Origin of the sequence: Caulobacter sp. Root487D2Y (assembly GCF_001427165.1) — a bacterium.
Lineage (GTDB): Bacteria > Pseudomonadota > Alphaproteobacteria > Caulobacterales > Caulobacteraceae > Caulobacter.
The window spans coordinates 45146-63189 of the sequence record NZ_LMFD01000001.1 but is presented as its reverse complement, the minus strand read 5'-3'; the positions used below and the strand labels follow the sequence as shown (position 1 = coordinate 63189).

Here is an 18044-nt window from a genome sequence, read left to right as displayed (position 1 = left end):
TTGCCATCATATGCCCAAGCTTGTGGAACCCCATAGGGAATCCGACGTTGTCATCCGGCGTACTCTCATTCGGCCAAAGGGGGCGGGCGCCGCGTCTTGTCGGCGTCGAGGACATGATCGAACACGTACCCATGGAAGATCACCGTAAAGGGGCGGCCGCGCTCGATGAAGCACGGCTCCGCCAGCAGGCTATCGGCGTCAAGCTTCGTCAGATGTTCGACGAGGTCGTGAACGAGCCGGTCCCCGACGAGTTTCTAGACATCCTGCGCAAGGCCGAGACGCCTTCGGGAGAGCGTTGAGCATGAGCGAAGCGCAAGTCGGCCGGTCACCGTTCGATCCGGCCCGTGACGGGACCTTCAAGAAAGAGCTCGTCACGCTCATCCCGCATCTGCGGGCCTTCGCCAGAACCCTGACAGGCGATCCCACCGCGGCCGACGATCTGGCGCAGGACGCCATGATGAAGGCCTGGGACGCCCGCGCCAGCTTCCAGCTGGGCACCAACATGAAGGCCTGGACCTTCATGATCCTGCGCAACCAGTTCTATTCCGAAAAGCGCCGATCCTGGCGTCAGAGCCAGCTCGACCAGGAAGCGGCCGAACGCACCCTGGTGGCGGTCGACGATCCCGAGGCGCCGGTGGCCCTGGACGAGCTGCGGCTCAGCCTGGCCATGCTGCCGCCGGAACAGCGCGAAGCCCTGATCCTGGTCGGGGCCGGCGGCTTCGCCTACGAAGAGGCCGCCGAGATCTGCGGCTGCGCCGTGGGCACGGTGAAGAGCCGGGTCAGCCGGGCGCGGCGAGCCCTGCAGGCGATTCTCGAGGCCGGCGCCTATGACCGCGACGGCGGCGCCGCCGGCGACGCGATGTACGCCATCCTGGCCGACGCGGAGAGACTGAGCACCCTGCGGTGAAATCTCTCCTCGGACGAGGAGCCGGGACGGTCGGCTCCATCCGGGTCCGGCTGGCCGGCGCATTGTTCCTCGCGCTCCTGCCCGTTCTGATCCTCGGCGTCCTGCAGTCGGTTTTCGCCTTCAAGGCCGAGGCCGACTCGCGCCGTCAGAGCCTGGAGCTGGCGGCCGGCCGCAGCGCCGCGATCGCCCGCGCCCGCATCGAGGCGGCCGGCGTCCTGCTCCAGACCCTCGGTCCGGGCTCGGTCGGGCTGGAATGCACCCAGCGTCTGGACAGGGTGAAGCAGCGCCTGCCGGGCTACGCCAACCTGATCCGCTTCGACGCCTATGGCCGGGTGTCCTGCGCCGCCGCCACCACGCCGCCGGACGCCACCCGCGCCAGCCGGCGCTGGTTCCAGCGCCTGGCCGCCGGGTCGCACATGGTCGTGGCCAGTAATCCCGGCGTCACCTATGCGGACGAGCCCGCGGTCCTGACGGCCGTGCGGGCCGAAACGCGGGACGGCCGCTTCGACGGGGCCATGGCCGCCGTGCTGACCCTGTCGACCATCCAGCCCGAGACCGCCAACCGCTATCTGCCGGGCGGCGCGGAGGTGGCCCTGGCGGACTCCGAGGGTCACGTCTTCGCCGCGACCAACAAGCGGGCGTTCGGCACGTCGTCCAGGGCCTGGCGGGACCAGACGGTCAAGAACGGCTCGGCCCTGTGGTCGGGCCGGGACGCCGACGATCGTCCTCGCGACTTCTCGGCCGCGCCCCTGGTCGGCGAGGAGGTGTTCGTCATCCTGTCGGCCAAGGCTCCGGGCCTGGCCTCCTGGGCCTGGCTGAATCCGATGCTGCGCCTGCTGGCGCCCCTTCTCGCCTTTGTGCTCGCCCTGGCGGCCGTGCTCTACGCCACCGAGCAGGCCGTGATCCGCTGGATCGTCTATCTGCGCCGGGTCGCCGCCATCTACGCCCGCGGCCGGTTCACCGTGCGCCCGCTGCAGGCCGAGCGCGCCCCGCCCGAGATCCGCGAGCTGGCGGCCACGCTCGACGACATGGCCGCCGCCATCGTCGCCCGCGACGCCTCGCTGCGCGACAGCCTGGGTGAGAAGGACGCGCTGATGCGCGAGATCCATCACCGGGTGAAGAACAACCTGCAGATCATCTCCAGCCTGCTGAACATGCAGCAGCGGGCCCTGACCGATCCCGCCGCCCGGATGGCCCTGAACGACACCCGCCAGCGCATCACCGCCCTGGCCCAGATCTACCGGGCGCTCTACCAGGGTCCCGATCTCAAGCGCGTGGACCTGCGCCCGTTCCTGGAAGAACTGACCGCCCTGCTGCTGGCGGGCGACATGTCGACCGGCGGTCCGATCCGCACCGAGGTCCACGCCGATCCGCTGGTCATCGATCCCGACCGTCTGGCGCCGCTGGCCCTGTTCGCGGTCGAGGCGATCACCAACGCCCAGAAGCACGCGCTGGCCGAACGCGGCGGCACGCTGACGGTCGAGTTCTTCGTGCGCGGCGAAGAGGCCGAGCTGGCGATCGGCGACGACGGCCCCGGCGCGCCGATGGGTCCGGTCGAGGGCGTGGGGCGAACCTTGATGACCGCCTTCGCGCGCCAGCTGCGCGGCAAGCTGCTGTTCGAGACCTCGCCGGCGGGCGGCCTCCTGGTGCGATTGGTGTTCCCGACGCCGCAGGCGCCGCCGAGCGACTCGGTCTCCACCGGAACCTAGCTGCGCCGCCCACGTTCTGCTGGGGCAACACCTCAGACGCCCGTTGGGGCGATCACCGGAGAAGACCCATGCGCAAGCTCATCATTCTGGCCGCGATCGCCGCCAGCCTCACCGTCGCCGCCTGCAACACCGTCGAAGGCGCCGGCAAGGACGTCTCGTCGGCCGGCAACGCCGTCAGCGACACCGCCAAGGACGCCAAGTAGTCCTGAATCGAAAATAGCTGGGCCCGGTTCCGCCGGGTCCAGGAGCAAGCCCGTCGATCCCTCTGGATCGGCGGGCTTTTTCGAGGCGGCTTCCGCGGCGGATAGCTGCCCTAGATTTTATTTCCGAAATGCAATTTCCAGCCGATTTCGCAACGCCGGGTCGGGTTTTGCGTGACGACCAATCTCGCCGGTGACGCATCCGTTACAAATCTCGTCGAAATCAGGCCTGAATCGATATTCGCCAGCCAAGCGGCGGCCTCAGCCTGTGGGTCTCTCCCATGGGTATGAGCCTCAATTGCCGCGTCCGTCCTCAGCGCCGATCTTCGTCCACAGCGGTTGGCGATGCTCCAGCACCTATGTCTGGCATCGCTTTCGCGCCGTCCCCGAGGTGATGGCCTATTACGAGCCCTGGCACGAGCAGCTGGCGCGGCTGACGCCCGAGCGGATCGAGCACGAGCGGCCGTCCACCAGCGGCCTGCGCCACCCGACCGAAGGGCTGCCCTACCTGTCCGAATTCTCCGGCCTGCTGCGGCCGGACGGCGGCGTCCACGGCTTCGAGACGCGGATGGCCCTGGATGACTATTTCCTGCCGCCCGACCAGGAGGATCCCGGCCAGGCCGCCTATGTCGAGACCCTGATCGAGGCGGCGCGGCGCGAGGCGCGCACGCCGGTCCTGGCCTGTTGCCGGACCCTGGGTCGGATCGGTTGGCTGCGGCGACGGTTCGGCGGCACCCATATCGTGCTGATCCGCGATCCGGTGCAGCAGTGGCGGTCGTTCTATTCGCTGCGCAAGCGGCCCCGACCGACCTATTTCGAGCTCTGCCAGTACGTGATCCTGTCCGAGGCCGCGGGCGGCGCGGCGGGCGCGCGGCGGCTGGGGCTGACGGCGGCGAAGGGGGAGCTCTTCGATCGCATCCAGGCCGTGCGCAAACGCCTGAAGCGAGCCCCCGCCCGGGTGTCGTTCGCCGCCTTCCTGGCCGTCTATGTGCTGTCCTATGCGGCGGCCTTGCCGCGCGCCGACCTGGTCATCGACGTGGACCGCCTGGGCGGCGATCCGGAATATGCCCGCACCATGGCCACGGCGATCGAGGTGCTGACGGGGGTGAAGCTCGACTTCGGCGACTGCCGCACGCCCGCGCCTCACGCCGGCGGGGTCGGCGTCGACTATCGCAAGGAGGCGGTGGCGATGATCGAGGCTCTGGACCTGTCGGCGGCGCTGACGGCGCCGGGGCCTGTCCAGACCCTTTATCGCAAACTGGTCAAGGCGCTGCCCGAACGCGAAGCCGCGACCGTCTGGGATCGGATGCGGGCCGTCTGGCGCGAGCGGGGCGCGAGGCTGGGGACCGCCAGGGCCTGAGCCCGCCTTGAGCCGTCAGATCTATGCGTGTCAGGCCGCGGCGCGGGTGAAAAGGCCCGCTCGGCCGGAGACCGCGCGCACGGCGCCGGTGATTCCCTCCAGGCTTTCCCCGCTGCCGACCAGCAGCACGCCGTCGTCTTCCAGGCGGGCGGCGAGGCTCTCGATCACGCGGCCATGCACGCTGGGATCCAGGCCGGGCAGCACGTTGCGCAGCAGGATGACGTCGAACTTGCCCATCGAGGACAGGTCGGCCAGCAGGTTGATCCGCCGCCAACGCACCGACTGGCGGATGCGCGGGCTGATCGCCCACATCTCGTCCTGGTTCTCGAAATGCTCGACCAGCAGGCGGATCGGCAGACCGCGCTGCACCTCGAACTGGGTGTAGAGGCCGCTCTGGGCCTTCTCCAGGCAGCGGTCGGAAAGGTCCGATCCGAAGAATTCGAACCGTGCGCCGGGCGCGATGTCGCGAGCCTGGGCGGCGGTCATGGCCAGGGAATAGACTTCCTGGCCGGTCGAGCAGGCGGCGCTCCAGATCCGGATCGGCCGCTTGCGCACCAGCTTCGACAAGGTCGGCAGCAGTTCGTCGCGCAGCTGGGCGAAGACCTCGCGGTCGCGGAAGAACGCGGTTTCGTTCAGGGTCAGGGCCTCGACGACGGCCCAGATCAGCCGGTCCTCGCGGTGGGCGCGCAGGGCGGCGATCATCGCCTCGATCGACTCGAAGCCTTCCCGGCGCGCCAGGGGATTGAGCCGGCTTTCGATCAGATAGACCTTGTCGCTCTCGATCCGCAGACCCGCGCGCTGGCGGGCCAGGGCGGCCAGCAGGTCCATGTCCTCGGGTGTCACAGCAGGCCCGCCTCGGCGAACTTCGCCGCGATGATGTCGCCGTCGAATGGCTTCATGATGTACTCGTCCGCGCCGGCGTCCAGCGCCTCGCGAATGGCCTCGATCTTGTTCTCGACGGTGCAGAAGACCACGGTCGGGCCTTGGCCGCCCGGCTCCTGGCGCAGATGGCGCAGGAACTCGATCCCGTTCATCACCGGCATGTTCCAGTCCAGGAGCACGGCGTCGGGCATCGCCGCCCGGCACCAGGCCAGGGCTTCCACGCCGTCGGCGGCCTCGGCGATTTCGAAGCCTATGTCTTCCAGGACGCGCCGGGCGACTTTGCGGATCACCCGGCTGTCGTCGACGACGAGACAGGTCTTCACGGCACGCTCCAATACAGTCCGTCCAACTTGCGGCGGAGGGGGTTAAGGAGCGGTGACGGTGATCGCGATCTTCGGGGTTTTATCGCTCGGAAAAACTCAGGCCGGGACCCAGGCCGCCAGGCTGACCTTGTCCTCGCCCAGTTCGACCCCGACCTGGCCGCCGGCCGCGCGGACCAGGGCGTTCAGATAGGCCGCCTGCACCCACGGACCGCCCAGGCCCTCGGCCAGGGCCTCGCCCTTCAGGCCGGCGAGGACCTCGGGGCGAAGGCGGGCGCGCGGACCGACGGCGTCGGCGGTGATCGCCACCCGGCCGTCGGCGGCCACGGCCCGCAGCGTCGCCTTGCCGCCGGCCGGAAGGGCGCTGGCGGCGATCTGGGCGATGTTGAGGATGGCGCGGGCGCTGGCCTTGTTCAGGGTCGAGGGCGGGATGGCCCAGTCCATCGTCGGGCGCACGTGGGCGAACACGCCCTGGGCCAGCTTTTCCAGCTCGCGGGAGTCGAAGTTCTCGGCCGATGCAGAGGCTCCAAACGCGACACGCGTGAACTGAAGGAGGTCGGCCAGCTTGCGGGCGCTGGACGAGATCAGGCTCATGGCGTCCTCGCGCATGTCCTGGGCGGAGGGATCCTCCAGCAGGTCCAGGCCCGAGACGATGGCGCTGGCCGGGCTGATGAAGTCGTGACAGAGGCGGGCCGCCACCAGGGCGGCGAAGTCGGGACCGTTGACGTTCAGCTCGGGAGCGTCGGCCGAGGGAGCGTTTTGGGCGGGCGTGGGGGCGGCGTCGGTCATGGCGCGATCTTTGGCGTGATTTGGGACTTTGGCAAACGGCGCCGGGGCGAAACGGGGCTGGTGCGGGCCGGGGCGGCGTCCTATCAGGAGCGCGTCATGGATCCGTTTCTCGAGCCGGGCGTCCTCGTGCGCCATCCCGACCAGCCCGACTGGGGCCTGGGCCAGGTGCAGTCGGTGATCGGCCATCGCGTGACCGTCAATTTCGAAGACGCCGGCAAGCGGACGGTCGACGCGACGCGCGTCACCTTGCTGTTCGTCGGCGACGACCCCCGAGGTACCTGATGAGCTATGCGAACCTGGCTGACTACGGCCGCGACCTGGCGACGATCGTCGAGGCGGCCGCCGAGGTCATCCTGCCGTTCTGGCGCACCGAGCTGGACGTGGTGCGCAAGGCCGACGAGAGCCCGGTGACCGAGGCCGACAGGGCCGGCGAGCGGCTGATCCTGGCCAGGCTGGCCGAGCGCTTCCCCGAGATCCCGGCGATTTCGGAAGAGCACGCCAGCGAGTTCGGCGCGCCGGAGGCCATCGGCCCGCGCTTCTTCCTGGTCGATCCGGTCGACGGCACCAAGGCCTTCGTGCGCGGCGACCCCAACTTCACGGTCAATATCGGCCTGATCGACAACGGCGTCCCGGTGGCCGGCGCGATCTGCGCTCCGGCGACGGGCGAGGTCTGGTTCACCAGCGCCGACGGCGTGCTCAAGCGCGAAGGTCCCGGGGCCGCCGAGATCCGCGTCCAGGTCAGGGTCTGGCCCGAGGGCCAGGCCTTGGCCCTGATCAGCCACACCATGAAGGAGGAGCGGGCGACCGAGCTGGCGGTCCAGTACGGCTTCAGCCTACGCGCCCCGATGGACAGCTCGATCAAGCTGGTCCGCATCGCCGAGGGCGCGGCCGACATCTATCCGCGCCACGGCCCGACCATGGAGTGGGACACCGCCGCCGGCCACGCCATCCTGATCGCCGCCGGGGGGCGCTTGACCACGCCCGAGGGCGAGGCCTTCACCTACGGCAAGGCCGACCAGGGCTTCCGCAACGGCTGGTTCGTGGCGCGCGGGGCCTAGGTCCCTCCCCCCGTGGGGGAGGCGGATGAAGGCCGGTGGGGGGAGTCTTGGATCGCCGATCCTGGATCTGGTCATTGCCTCATAACTCCCCCCTCCGGCTGCGCCGACACCTCCTCCACAGGGGGAGCGCCTGGGGCGCACGGCTTCGCGACCTGACGGGATGTCCCGAAAGGCAGTGGGGAGGCGCGGAGCGGTCCGGGCCGAGCCCGGATGACCGTGAGGTTGTGTGTGCGTTTCGGCTAGACCTGACCGCTCCGCCGAACCGTTTTTACCGAGGGACGGCGATTGAGGGCCTGTTTCATCCCGATCGACGTTTCCCCTCGGACGGGCAGGATCAGGTCGCCCGGAAGGGGCCGTCGGCGACTCCGACTGATCCTGGAACAGGCCGGTTTGAACTCCCGGCCCCGTCGACCCACGCAGCTCCCGGCGAGGTTTCGCGGGTTCCCGGATCTATCCACGAACAGACCCCGACCTGCCTCGCGCGCGGCCCTGCGCGGCCCCGCTCGGTTCGATCCCCATCGCCTGCTTGGGCCGGTACCAAGAGCCCTCCCCCGCGATGGGGACCTGTTCAGTATGGCGAGGCCGTGAACGCGCCAGTGATTGTGACGCTGATTATTTTCAGAAGGTTGAAGTTGTTGATGTTCTTCGCGGCGCTGACGGGGATAGACGCCGCTCGATCCCCGCCGGGGACATGCACTCACGCCACGGCCTCGGCCAATCGCCCCCCGAACGTGGGGTGAGTGCGTGTCCCCAACGCCATCCACGACGCGTCCAGGCTGCCCCCGCTCAAAGCCGGCAAGCTCAGCGGATGACGTTGGGGACACGCACTCACGGCAGTCCTCTGCAACCCGGCCGAGCCGGGGCGTGAGTGCATGTCCCCCGCAGTCCCCCGCAGTCCCCCGCGTTCCCCGCGGCTCGCCCCTCACCCCCCGGCCAGCGCGCGGCAGAACGCCGCCGTCTCGTCGTCGGCGGGGAACATGCATTCGACCCGCAGCTCCTCCAGCGTGATGTCGCGCGAGGTCCCGAAGGTGGTCAGGGTCGAGAAGAAGGTCAGGCGCCGGTCGCCCTTGCGGAAGGTCACGGTCAGCAGCGGCAGGGGCGCGGCGCCCAGCTCACGCCGTTCCCAGCGGGCCGGCACGTCCGGATAGGCCAGCACCTCGTCGAGCAGGGCGCGGGACGTCCTGTCGGTGGCCGCCTCGTGATGCAGATGGCCGATCAGGTCGCCGGCCACCTCCTCCCAATTTTCGATGAAGGGCCGCATGTCGGCGGGGTCGAAGACCTGGCGCATGATGTTGCCGTGCGGCTGGACCCCGTCGCGCAGCCAGTCGAACACCCGCGCCAGGCCCGCATTGGCCATCAGCACGTCCCAGTGCCGGTTCGCCACGAAGGCGGGATAGGGCTCCTGCTGGGCCAGGATGAACTCGATGGCCCGCCGCACCAGGGTCATCTGCGGGTCCGACAGGGCGGTCTCGCGATAGCCCGGCGCGTAGCCGGCGACGACCAGCAGGGCGTTGCGGTCGCGCATGGGCATGTCCAACGCCCCGGCCAGCAGGGCGACCAGCTCGCGGCTGGGCCGCGCCTTGCCGGTTTCGACATAGCTGAGGTGGCGGGTCGAGATCCCGGCCTCCAGCGCCAGGTCCATCTGGCTCATCCGGCGGGCGCTCCGCCACTGGCGCAGCAGGTCGCCCAAAGGATGGTCGCCCAAGGCGCTTGGCGAGGCGAGAGCGCCCCGAGGCGGCGGAGAAGTCATCGTGTTCATGACCTGACACTAACCGCGACGGGCATGATCGCCATAACCTCCCAGGTCATGGAGCCGCTGATCCCGCGGTCCTAGTCCTTCCGCTCATCGGGGCGCCGCGTCCCCGCCATGAGGATCGGACCATGCAAAGACGACAGTTCCTGACCGCCGCGGCGGGCCTGGGGGCCCTCACCGCCGCCGCCGCGAGGGCCGAGGGCGCCTTGCCCCGCGCCGAGGACGACGCCAGGGCCGCGCGGGCCTGGAACGCCGCGCGCCGCCATCTGCCCACCAAGTTCGGCGACATCGCCTATGTCGAGCGCGGGGCCGGTCCGGTCGCCCTGTTCCTGCACGGCTTTCCGCTCAACGGCTTCCAGTGGCGCGGCGCCTTCGACCGGCTGTCGCGCCACCGGCGCTGCATCGCCCCGGATTCCATGGGCCTGGGCTTCACCCGCGTGGCCGCCGGCCAGGGCGTCGCCCCGTCCGACCAGGCCGACATGCTGGCGGCGTTCCTCGACGCCCTGGGCGTCGCCTCGGTCGACCTGGTCGCCAACGACAGCGGCGGGGCGGTGGCCCAGATCTTCGTCACCCGCTTTCCGGATCGGGTCCGCACCCTGCTGCTGACCAATTGCGACGTCGAGCCCGACAGCCCGCCGCCCGCCCTGCAGCCGGTCCTGGCCCTGGCCCGCGCGGGAACCTATCCGGACGAATGGCTGGTCCCCTGGTTCAACGACCCTGGAGCGGCCCGCTCGCCGAAGGGGCTCGGCGGCCTGTGCTTCTCCGACCCCAGCCAGCCCACCGACGCGGCGATCGCGATGTATTTGGGTCCGCTGGTCGCCAGCCCGGCCAGCAAGGCCCTGGTCAACGCCTACACCCTGGGCCTGGACCCCAATCCCCTGGCCGGGATCGAGGCGGCCCTGCGCCGGTGCGAGGTTCCGACCCGCATCGTCTGGGGCATGGCCGACGACATCTTCGCCAAGGAAAGTCCGGACTATCTGGACCGCGTGCTGCCGAACGCGAAGGGCGTGCGCCGGCTGCCGACCGCCAAGCTGTTCTGGCCCGAGGAGTATCCGGACGTCGTCGCCGAGGAGGCGCGGAAGCTTTGGGGCGTGTGAAGGCGGTCGCCGGATATGGAAACGGCCGCTCCCTTTAGGGAAGCGGCCGTTTTGGTGGAGCTAAGCGGAGTCGAACCGCTGACCTCTTGAATGCCATTCAAGCGCTCTACCAGCTGAGCTATAGCCCCAAGGTTCGAAGATCTCCGGCGGGAAATCCAAGAATTCCTGAGTGTCTTCGGCGGTTCCCGGTGGGTGGCCCCCGAAGAGGCGCGGAACCTATGCCGGGAGGATTTTTGGATCAACCCTCCCGGCATACTTTTTTCGGAAAATTTTTCGGACCGTTGTTCGATCAATTTTCCGGCGGGTGCGGATGACGTCAGTCGTCGTCGTCCGCGCCCGGCAGGCCCTCGATTTCGTCTTCCAGGACGTCCTCGTCGTCTTCGTCCTCGAGGAACGGAACGTCGTCGGCTTCGTCCTCGGCGAGATCCTCGTCTTCCGAGAAGTCGACGCCCAGGTCGTCGGCGGCCGGGGCCGGGGCGACGGTCGGGTCGGTGTCGTCGTCTTCGGCCTCGACGACTTCCTCGGCGGCCGCGTCGATTTCCGGGGTCTCATCGACCTCGTCCTCGTAGCCATCCTCCTCCTTGGGAGCGGGGGCGGGCTTCTCGTCCTCGGCGTCGTAATCCGGCGTCACGGCGCGAGCCCGGACGCGGCGCGACTTCAGCGCCTCTTCAGGATCGAACGACTCGCCGCACTTGGGACAAACGGCCGGGCGGCGGCCCAGGTCGTAAAATTTCGATTGGCAGTTGGGGCAAATTTGTTTTGCGCCCAGTTCGGGATTGGCCAAGTTGGCGACCCTTTGATCCAGATGGGGAAAGCGGCCGGTCACTTGCCATGGCCGAGGGCCGCTGTCAAAAGCAAACCCCTCGCGAAAAGCTCATGATACGGAGGCCGGTGGCGGCATGACGGCGGCTGGATTGAAGAGCACCCCCGGTGGGCCCCTCCGTGGAACGGTTCGCGCGCCCGGCGACAAGTCGATTTCGCACCGGTCGATGATCCTCGGCGCCCTGGCTTCGGGGACCACCACGGTGGAAGGCCTGCTCGAGGGCGCCGATGTTCTGGCGACCGCCCAGGCCATGCGGTCGTTCGGCGCGCGGGTCGAACAGGAAGGCGGCGGCCGCTGGCGGATCGAGGGCCAGGGCGGCTTCGTCGAACCCTTGGACGTGGTCGACTGCGGCAACGCCGGCACCGGCGTGCGGCTGATCATGGGCGCGGCGGCGGGTTTCCCGCTGTGCGCCACCTTCACCGGCGACAATTCCCTGCGCGGCCGTCCGATGAGCCGGGTCCTGGACCCGCTGGCCAGGATGGGCGCCACCTGGCTGGGCCGCGACAAGGGCCGCCTGCCGCTGACCCTGAAGGGCGGCAACCTGCGTGGCCTGTCCTACAAGCTGCCGATGGCCTCGGCCCAGGTGAAGTCGGCCGTGCTGCTGGCCGGTCTGCACGCCGAGGGCGGGGTCGAGGTGATCGAGCCGGAAGCCACCCGCGACCACACCGAGCGCATGCTGCGGGCCTTCGGGGCCGAGGTGATCGTGGAAGACAAGGACGGCGTGCGGCATATCCGCCTGCCGGCCGGCCAGAAGCTGACCGGAACCCACGTGGCCGTGCCGGGCGATCCGTCGTCGGCGGCCTTCCCGCTGGTGGCCGGCCTGATCGTCCCCGGTTCGGAAGTGACGGTCGAGGGGGTGATGCTCAACGAACTGCGCACGGGCCTGTTCACCACCCTGCGGGAGATGGGCGCGGACCTGGTCATCTCGAACGTGCGCGAGAGCAGCGGCGAGCAGGTCGGCGACATCACCGCCCGCTATTCGCCCGACATGAAGGGCGTCGTCGTGCCGCCCGAGCGCGCGCCGGCGATGATCGACGAATATCCGATCCTGGCGGTGGCCGCGGCCTTCGCGACGGGCGAGACGATCATGCGCGGCGTCGGCGAGATGCGCGTCAAGGAAAGCGACCGCATCGCCCTGACCGCCGCTGGCCTGGAGGCCTGCGGCGTCGATGTCGAGGAAGAGCCCGAGGGCTTCATCGTCCGCGGAACGGGCCAGGCGCCGCGCGGCGGGACCATGGTCGAGACCCATGGCGACCACCGGATCGCCATGAGCCACCTGGTCCTCGGCATGGCCGCCCAGGCGCCGGTGTCGATCGACGAGCCCGGCATGATCGCCACCAGCTTCCCCGGCTTCGCCGACATGATGCGCGGGCTGGGCGGGACGATCGAGGAAGCCTGACCATGGCCCCCAAGAATGCGGCCTTCGTCATCGCCGTCGACGGTCCCGCCGCCTCGGGCAAGGGCACGGTCGCCAGCCGGCTGGCCAAGCTCTACGGCTACCCGATGCTGGACACCGGCCTGCTCTATCGAGCCGTCGGCATGCGCCTGCTGAACGCCGACGGCGACCTGGACGACGCGATCGCCGCCGAAGCCGCCGCGCGGCGCCTGGAGCTGGCCGAGCTGGAGATGCCGGAAGTCCGCACCCGGCAGGCCGGCGAGGCCGCCAGCCGGGTGGCCGTGCATCCGGGCGTCCGCGCGGCCCTGTTCGACCTGCAGCGCGACTTCGCCCTGCGCGAGCCGGGGAGCGTGATCGACGGGCGCGACATCGGCACGGTCATCGCCCCCGAGGCGCCGGCCAAGCTGTTCGTCACCGCCAGCCCCGAGGTCCGCGCCGACCGGCGCTGGAAGCAGCTGGTCGGCCAGGGCGAGGCCGTGACCTTCGACGAGATCCTGGCCGACATCCGCAAACGTGACGAGCGCGACGGCGGCCGGGCCAGCGCGCCGATGACCCAAGCTCCCGACGCCGTCTTGCTTGATACGTCGGAAATGACTATAGAGCAGGCCTTCGATGCGGCCCGCCGCATCGTCGAGACGGCGCGCGCCCGGTGGGGAAACCCCAAGGGCTAATCCACCGCCCGCCTCGCCGCCGCTCAGGACGCGACGGATCCGCATCAAAATCACCCAACCCGGAATCCCGAGAACCGTCATTCGACGGCGCTCATCGCAGGGCTTCCCTCAACACGAGACTAAACATCAGCATGGCTGACGATATGAGCTTCAACCCGACGCGCGACGATTTCGAAGCGCTGCTGAACGATTCTATGGGCGGCCGCGACTTCCAGGAAGGCACCGTCGTCAAGGGCATCGTTGTCGGGATCGAGAAGGACTTCGCGATCATCGACGTCGGTCTGAAGACCGAAGGCCGCGTTCCCCAGAAGGAATTCGGCGTCGACGAAACCGGCAAGCCCACCATCAAGGTCGGCGACTCGGTCGAAGTCTTCCTGGAACGCCTGGAAAACGCCCTGGGCGAAGCGGTCATCAGCCGCGAAAAGGCCAAGCGCGAAGAAGCCTGGACCCGTCTGGAAGGCGTCTACGCCAAGAACGAACCCGTGCTCGGCGCCATCGTCGGTCGCGTCAAGGGCGGCTTCACCGTCGACCTGGGCGGCGCCTCGGCCTTCCTGCCCGGCTCGCAAGTCGACATCCGCCCGGTGCGCGACGTCGGCCCGCTCATGGGCAAGGAACAGCCCTTCGCCATCCTCAAGATGGACCGTCCGCGCGGCAACATCGTCGTCTCGCGTCGCGCCATCCTGGAAGAAGCCCGCGCCGAGCAGCGCACCGAACTGGTGTCGCAGCTGCAAGAGGGTGAAATCCGCGAAGGCGTCGTCAAGAACATCACCGACTACGGTGCGTTCGTCGACCTGGGCGGCATTGACGGCCTGCTGCACGTCACCGACATGAGCTGGAAGCGCGTCAACCACCCGAGCCAAGTGCTCGCCGTGGGCGACACCGTGAAGGTCCAGATCGTCAAGATCAACCCGGACACCCAGCGCATCAGCCTCGGCATGAAGCAGCTGCAGTCGGATCCGTGGGATGGTGTCGAAGCCAAGTACCCGGTCGGCGCCAAGTTCACGGGCCGCATCACCAACATCACCGACTACGGCGCGTTCGTTGAGCTGGAAGCCGGCGTTGAAGGCCTGGTGCACGTCTCGGAAATGTCCTGGACCAAGAAGAACGTCCACCCCGGCAAGATCGTCTCGACCTCGCAAGAAGTCGACGTGGTCGTGCTGGACGTCGATCCGTCCAAGCGCCGCGTTTCGCTGGGCCTGAAGCAGGCCCTGGCCAACCCGTGGGATTCGTTCCTCGAAACCCACCCGGTCGGCTCGACCGTCGAAGGCGAAGTCAAGAACGCGACCGAATTCGGTCTGTTCATCGGCCTCGACAACGACATCGACGGCATGGTGCACCTGTCGGACATCGACTGGAGCGCCTCGGGCGAAGAAGCCATGGCCCGCTACAAGAAGGGCGACATGGTCAAGGCGAAGGTTCTCGACGTCGACGTCGAGAAGGAACGCATCTCGCTGGGCATCAAGCAGCTGGGCGGCGATCCGATGTCGGGCGACACCTACCGCAAGAGCCAGACCGTGACCGTCACGGTGACGGAAGTCACCACCGGCGGCATCGAAGTGCGCTTCGGTGAAGACGACGCCCTGATGACCGCCTTCATCCGCAAGTCGGACCTGTCGCGCGACCGTCAGGAACAGCGCCCCGAGCGCTTCGCCGTGGGTGACCGCGTCGACGCTCAGATCACCAACATCGACAAGGCGGCTCGCCGCGTTTCGATGTCGATCAAGTCGCTGGAAATGGCCGAAGAAAAGGAAGCCATCGAGCAGTTCGGCTCGTCGGACTCCGGCGCTTCGCTGGGCGACATCCTGGGCGCGGCCCTGCGCGAGCGGGCCACCAAGGACTAAGGCTTCGCCTCATCGCGAGCAAAAGAGCGGCGGCCGGAGCGATCCGGCCGCCGTTTTCTTTGGGTCCGCCGTTAACCCAATGGGTCGTAAACCCGACTCGGATATCAAGCTTTCCCCTTGAAGACTCAGGCTTGCTTGGGCAAAGGTCGCACGCGCGCCGGGTCCTGCCTCCCCAGGGCCGCTTTGCCGCGTCGGGGATATCGATGATCAAGTCCGAACTCATCGCCAGGCTCGCGAACGAAAATCCGCACCTGACCCAGAAGGACGTCGAACGCGTTGTCGGCGTCATTCTTGAACGCATGATCGGTGCGCTCGAGGAGGGCGGCCGCGTGGAGCTCCGCGGCTTCGGCGCCCTGTCCGTGCGCTCGCGCCCGGCCCGCGCCGGTCGCAACCCTCGCACCGGCGAGACCGTCGACGTGCGCGCCAAGCACGTGCCGTTCTTCAAGAGCGGCAAGGAACTGCGCGGACGCCTGAACGCCGACGAATAGGGCCGTCTCCGGACGCTCGACTCCCTCTGATTCTCGCCCCCTCCGAGCCTTGACCCAGGGGCGCGAACGCGTTCAGCCTTTCCGACCTTGATCGGAAGAGGTCCCGCATGAGCATCATCAAGGAATTCCGCGAGTTCATCGCGCGCGGCAACGTCATCGACCTGGCCGTCGGCGTGATCATCGGCGCGGCGTTCAACTCGATCGTCAAGAGCCTGGTCGACCAGGTGGTCATGCCGCCGATCGGCTTGGCCATGGGCGGGCTGGACTTCTCCAAAATGGAATGGGTGCTCAAGCCCGAGGACCCGGCGACGACGGCGGTCGAGAAGGTCGCCGTGCAGTACGGCGCCTTCATCAACACCGTGATCCAGTTCCTGATCGTGGCGGTGGTGGTGTTCCTGCTGGTCAAGCTGGTCAACCAGCTCCGCCGCGCCGAGGCCGCCGAACCCGCGCCGGAAGCCCCGGCGGCCCCGACGCCCGAGGAAAGGCTGCTGACCGAGATCCGCGACCTGCTGGCCAGGCCGGCGGCGTCGGCCAAAGTCCCGGCTAGGCCGAAGCCCAAGGCCTGACGCCACAGCTCCTCCCCCTGTGGGGGAGGTGTCGGCGAAGCCGACGGAGGAGGGAGTGATCGGCCGGTTCGGCCCAATCCCCCCACCGGCCTTCGGCCGCCTCCCCCACGGGGGGAGGGCCTAGAGCAGCGCCGCCAGCACCTCGCGCGCCGCCCGCTCGCCCGTCTCCCAGGCGCCGTGGGCGGTCGAGAAGGCGTGCGGCGAGCAGGCCTCGCCGGCGAAGAATAATCGCCCGTCGACCGGCGCGGCCAAGACGGCGCGTTCGCCGGCCCGGCCGGGCAGGGCGTGGGAATAGGAGCCCCGCGCCCAGGGATCGGCCGCCCAGGCGGTCTGGGCCAGCACCGAGACCCGCCGCCGGAGCCCCGTCCCGTAGATCCCGACCAGCTCGTCGATCGCGAACGCCGCCGACCCGCCCGGACCTTCGGCCTCGAGGGCGCGGGCGTGGGCGCCGCCGAAGAACGCCTCGATGACCGGGCGGCCCAGGGGGCGCAGGTGATAGGCCCCCGTCGCCGTCCGCCCTGGCGCTCCGTAGACCATCGACTCCGCCGCGAAGGCGTCCGGTTCCTCGAGCTTCAGGAACACCTTGTCGGCCAGGCCCAGCGGCAGGCCCTCGGCGGCGGCCAGCTTGGCGGGCAGCTCGGGCAGGATCCGCAAGCCCCCGGCGGCCAGGACGGCGGTGGGGACGCAGACGACGGCCGTCCGGGCCCGGACCACGCCCTTGGGCGTCTCCAGGCTCAGCAGAGCCCCGTCATGGCGCAGCACCGACACCGGGCAGTTGTCGATGATCCGCGCGCCGCGCGGCGCCAGTCCGGCGATCCCCGCGCCATAGCCCTCGGCGACCCGCCAGTTGAGCTCGCTGTCGTCATAGGCGGCGTAGTCCTTGACCGAGACCTGGTCGAACTCCGCGCCGTTGTAATAGGCGCTGAAGGCGTTCAGCAGCGGGGTCCAGCGGTCGCCGAGCTCCAGCAGGTCCGAGGCGGGTCGGTCCCCCGCCTCGCCGGCCGCCGTCCCGATCCGCTCGTCGAACGTCGCGAAGGCTTCGCCATAGGCCTGACGCTCGGCGGCGCTGAAATTGGCGGTGGCGCCGGGATTGGCCCAGGGCGGCGGGGTCTTGTCGATCGTCAGGCCCAGGGCGTCGATCTTCTCGACCAGCGGGTTGCGGTCGGCCGAGTGCAGCCACTCGCACCCCAGGTCCAGCGGCAGGCCGTCCAGCGATACGGTGTGGGCCCGGCCGCCGATCCGGCCCTGGGCCTCCAGCACCACGACGCGCAGCGGCGCGGCCGCCAGGACCGAGACGGCGGCCAGGCCGGCGGCCCCGGCCCCGATGACGGCGACGTCGACCTCTGTCATGGGGCGGGGGTCACGGGATGGGCGGCTCCGTGGGCGGGACCTGATCGCGCGCCAGCTCGATCGACTCGCCGGGCTTCAGACCGCAGGCCAGCAGGTTGGACCACACCGCCTCGGCGCTCTCGGCGAAGCGGAAGAGCTCCAGGTCGTCGGCGTTGATCATGCCGTGCTCGACCAGGCTGTCGAAATTGACCACCGAGCGCCAATAGGCCTCGTCGAACAGCACGATGGGAATGCGCGCCGCCTTGTCGGTCTGGCGCAGGGTCAGGATTTCGAACAGCTCGTCGAAGGTGCCGAAGCCGCCGGGGAACACCACCAGGGCGTTGGCCCGCATCGCCAGGTGCATCTTGCGCATGGCGAAATAGTGGAAGCGGAACGACAGGTCCGGCGTGGTGTACGGGTTGGGCCGCTGCTCGTGCGGCAGGGTGATGTTGAAGCCGACCGAGGGAGCGCCGGCCTCCCAGGCCCCGCGGTTGGCCGCCTCCATCACCCCCGGCCCGCCGCCGGTGGCGATGACGTTGTCGCGGACCCCCCCCGTGGCGTGGACGGCCCCGCCGCGCTCGGAGGCGATGACGCCGAAGCGCCGGGCCTCCGCATACCAGTGGGCCTGACGCCCGGGGCCGTCCTCGCGGACCCGGGCGCTGCCGAACACCACGATGGTCGAGCGCACGCCCCAGGCCCGCAGAGCCTCGTCGGCCTTGGCGAACTCCAGCAGGAACCGCACGCCCCGCATCGAGTCGCCGAGCAGGAAGTCCTGGTCCAGCGCCGCCAGGCGATAGGAGGGCGAGGCGAGCTGGGCCTGGCTATGAAGATCGGCCTGGCGGTCGTCGGTCACGC

The 18044-nt window shown here is 69.3% G+C and carries 20 protein-coding genes and 1 tRNA gene; 13 read left to right on the top strand and 8 right to left on the bottom strand.

Going from position 1 to position 18044, the window contains the following annotated elements; all coding sequences use genetic code 11:
* The first annotated feature begins 113 nt into the window (after nucleotides 1-113).
* The 5 genes from nepR (at nucleotide 114) to ASD38_RS00290 (ending at nucleotide 4176) form a co-directional block, all read left to right on the top strand.
* A complete protein-coding gene (nepR, locus tag ASD38_RS00310) occupies nucleotides 114-299 on the top strand; it encodes an anti-sigma T factor NepR (RefSeq protein ID WP_028040104.1) in 186 nt (61 codons plus the stop codon).
* Between the two features lie 2 nt (nucleotides 300-301).
* The gene (locus tag ASD38_RS00305; RefSeq protein WP_056438207.1) at nucleotides 302-907 is read left to right on the top strand and encodes a sigma-70 family RNA polymerase sigma factor; all 606 of its coding nucleotides are present in this window, start codon (nucleotides 302-304) and stop codon (nucleotides 905-907) included.
* Nucleotides 904-2616 (top strand): sensor histidine kinase PhyK, encoded by a 1713-nt coding sequence (gene phyK, locus ASD38_RS00300; protein ID WP_056438210.1) that lies wholly within the window; start codon nucleotides 904-906, stop codon nucleotides 2614-2616. Before ASD38_RS00305 ends, phyK begins: the two co-directional genes overlap by 4 nt.
* A 68-nt stretch (nucleotides 2617-2684) precedes the next feature.
* On the top strand, nucleotides 2685-2819 hold the full coding sequence (locus tag ASD38_RS00295) for an entericidin A/B family lipoprotein (protein ID WP_056438213.1): 135 nt from the start codon (nucleotides 2685-2687) through the stop codon (nucleotides 2817-2819).
* 295 nt (nucleotides 2820-3114) lie between these two features.
* The gene (locus ASD38_RS00290; RefSeq protein ID WP_056456672.1) at nucleotides 3115-4176 is read left to right on the top strand and encodes a hypothetical protein; all 1062 of its coding nucleotides are present in this window, start codon (nucleotides 3115-3117) and stop codon (nucleotides 4174-4176) included.
* Between the two features lie 30 nt (nucleotides 4177-4206).
* Here ASD38_RS00290 and ASD38_RS00285 read toward each other — a convergent pair whose 3' ends face one another.
* The 3 genes from ASD38_RS00285 to chpT all read right to left on the bottom strand — a co-directional run bounded on the left by ASD38_RS00285 (nucleotide 4207) and on the right by chpT (nucleotide 6167).
* The gene (locus ASD38_RS00285) at nucleotides 4207-5019 is read right to left on the bottom strand and encodes a CheR family methyltransferase (protein ID WP_056438219.1); all 813 of its coding nucleotides are present in this window, start codon (nucleotides 5017-5019) and stop codon (nucleotides 4207-4209) included.
* Nucleotides 5016-5393, bottom strand: coding sequence for a response regulator (locus ASD38_RS00280; RefSeq protein WP_162250210.1), 378 nt, complete (start codon nucleotides 5391-5393; stop codon nucleotides 5016-5018). The genes ASD38_RS00285 and ASD38_RS00280 overlap by 4 nt, the downstream gene beginning before the upstream one ends.
* Nucleotides 5394-5477: 84 nt before the next feature.
* Nucleotides 5478-6167, bottom strand: coding sequence for a histidine phosphotransferase ChpT (gene chpT, locus ASD38_RS00275; protein ID WP_056456669.1), 690 nt, complete (start codon nucleotides 6165-6167; stop codon nucleotides 5478-5480).
* Between the two features lie 96 nt (nucleotides 6168-6263).
* On the opposite strand from chpT, the gene ASD38_RS00270 reads away from it, so the two are divergent.
* Together ASD38_RS00270 and cysQ are read left to right on the top strand one after the other, a co-directional pair.
* Nucleotides 6264-6449 carry a DUF3553 domain-containing protein gene (locus ASD38_RS00270; protein ID WP_056438340.1) on the top strand — a complete coding sequence of 62 codons (186 nt, stop codon included), beginning with the start codon at nucleotides 6264-6266 and terminating at the stop codon, nucleotides 6447-6449.
* The gene (cysQ, locus tag ASD38_RS00265) at nucleotides 6449-7225 is read left to right on the top strand and encodes a 3'(2'),5'-bisphosphate nucleotidase CysQ (RefSeq protein ID WP_056438228.1); all 777 of its coding nucleotides are present in this window, start codon (nucleotides 6449-6451) and stop codon (nucleotides 7223-7225) included. Before ASD38_RS00270 ends, cysQ begins: the two co-directional genes overlap by 1 nt.
* A 922-nt stretch (nucleotides 7226-8147) precedes the next feature.
* On the opposite strand, the gene ASD38_RS00260 is transcribed toward cysQ, so the two are convergent.
* Entirely contained in the window at nucleotides 8148-8975 is an 828-nt protein-coding gene (locus ASD38_RS00260; protein WP_056438341.1) for a helix-turn-helix domain-containing protein, read from the bottom strand.
* A gap of 131 nt (nucleotides 8976-9106) precedes the next feature.
* On the opposite strand from ASD38_RS00260, the gene ASD38_RS00255 reads away from it, so the two are divergent.
* Nucleotides 9107-10075 carry an alpha/beta fold hydrolase gene (locus ASD38_RS00255; RefSeq protein WP_056456666.1) on the top strand — a complete coding sequence of 323 codons (969 nt, stop codon included), beginning with the start codon at nucleotides 9107-9109 and terminating at the stop codon, nucleotides 10073-10075.
* A 52-nt stretch (nucleotides 10076-10127) separates the two neighbouring features.
* Here ASD38_RS00255 and ASD38_RS00250 read toward each other — a convergent pair.
* Both ASD38_RS00250 and ASD38_RS00245 read right to left on the bottom strand, forming a co-directional pair.
* Nucleotides 10128-10203 (bottom strand) — tRNA-Ala (locus ASD38_RS00250).
* Between the two features lie 188 nt (nucleotides 10204-10391).
* Entirely contained in the window at nucleotides 10392-10859 is a 468-nt protein-coding gene (locus ASD38_RS00245) for a TIGR02300 family protein (RefSeq protein ID WP_056438342.1), read from the bottom strand.
* A 115-nt stretch (nucleotides 10860-10974) separates the two neighbouring features.
* Between ASD38_RS00245 and aroA the strand changes: the two genes are divergently transcribed.
* From aroA to mscL, 5 genes are all read left to right on the top strand, one after another.
* Nucleotides 10975-12297, top strand: coding sequence for a 3-phosphoshikimate 1-carboxyvinyltransferase (aroA, locus tag ASD38_RS00240; protein ID WP_056456663.1), 1323 nt, complete (start codon nucleotides 10975-10977; stop codon nucleotides 12295-12297).
* A 2-nt stretch (nucleotides 12298-12299) separates the two neighbouring features.
* The gene (gene cmk / locus ASD38_RS00235; protein ID WP_056456660.1) at nucleotides 12300-12965 is read left to right on the top strand and encodes a (d)CMP kinase; all 666 of its coding nucleotides are present in this window, start codon (nucleotides 12300-12302) and stop codon (nucleotides 12963-12965) included.
* Nucleotides 12966-13096: 131 nt separating this feature from the next.
* Entirely contained in the window at nucleotides 13097-14806 is a 1710-nt protein-coding gene (gene rpsA / locus ASD38_RS00230) for a 30S ribosomal protein S1 (RefSeq protein ID WP_056438241.1), read from the top strand.
* Nucleotides 14807-15009: 203 nt separating this feature from the next.
* Nucleotides 15010-15294 carry an integration host factor subunit beta gene (locus ASD38_RS00225; RefSeq protein ID WP_007676040.1) on the top strand — a complete coding sequence of 95 codons (285 nt, stop codon included), beginning with the start codon at nucleotides 15010-15012 and terminating at the stop codon, nucleotides 15292-15294.
* Nucleotides 15295-15401: 107 nt separating this feature from the next.
* Entirely contained in the window at nucleotides 15402-15860 is a 459-nt protein-coding gene (gene mscL, locus ASD38_RS00220) for a large-conductance mechanosensitive channel protein MscL (protein WP_056456657.1), read from the top strand.
* A gap of 120 nt (nucleotides 15861-15980) precedes the next feature.
* Here mscL and ASD38_RS00215 read toward each other — a convergent pair whose 3' ends face one another.
* Complete coding sequence (locus tag ASD38_RS00215) at nucleotides 15981-17210, bottom strand: flavin monoamine oxidase family protein (protein WP_056456654.1); 1230 nt, start codon at nucleotides 17208-17210, stop codon at nucleotides 15981-15983.
* 10 nt (nucleotides 17211-17220) lie between these two features.
* Nucleotides 17221-18042: a TIGR00730 family Rossman fold protein gene (locus ASD38_RS00210; RefSeq protein ID WP_056456651.1), complete on the bottom strand. Its 822-nt coding sequence runs from the start codon at nucleotides 18040-18042 to the stop codon at nucleotides 17221-17223.
* Nucleotides 18043-18044 lie beyond the last annotated feature (2 nt).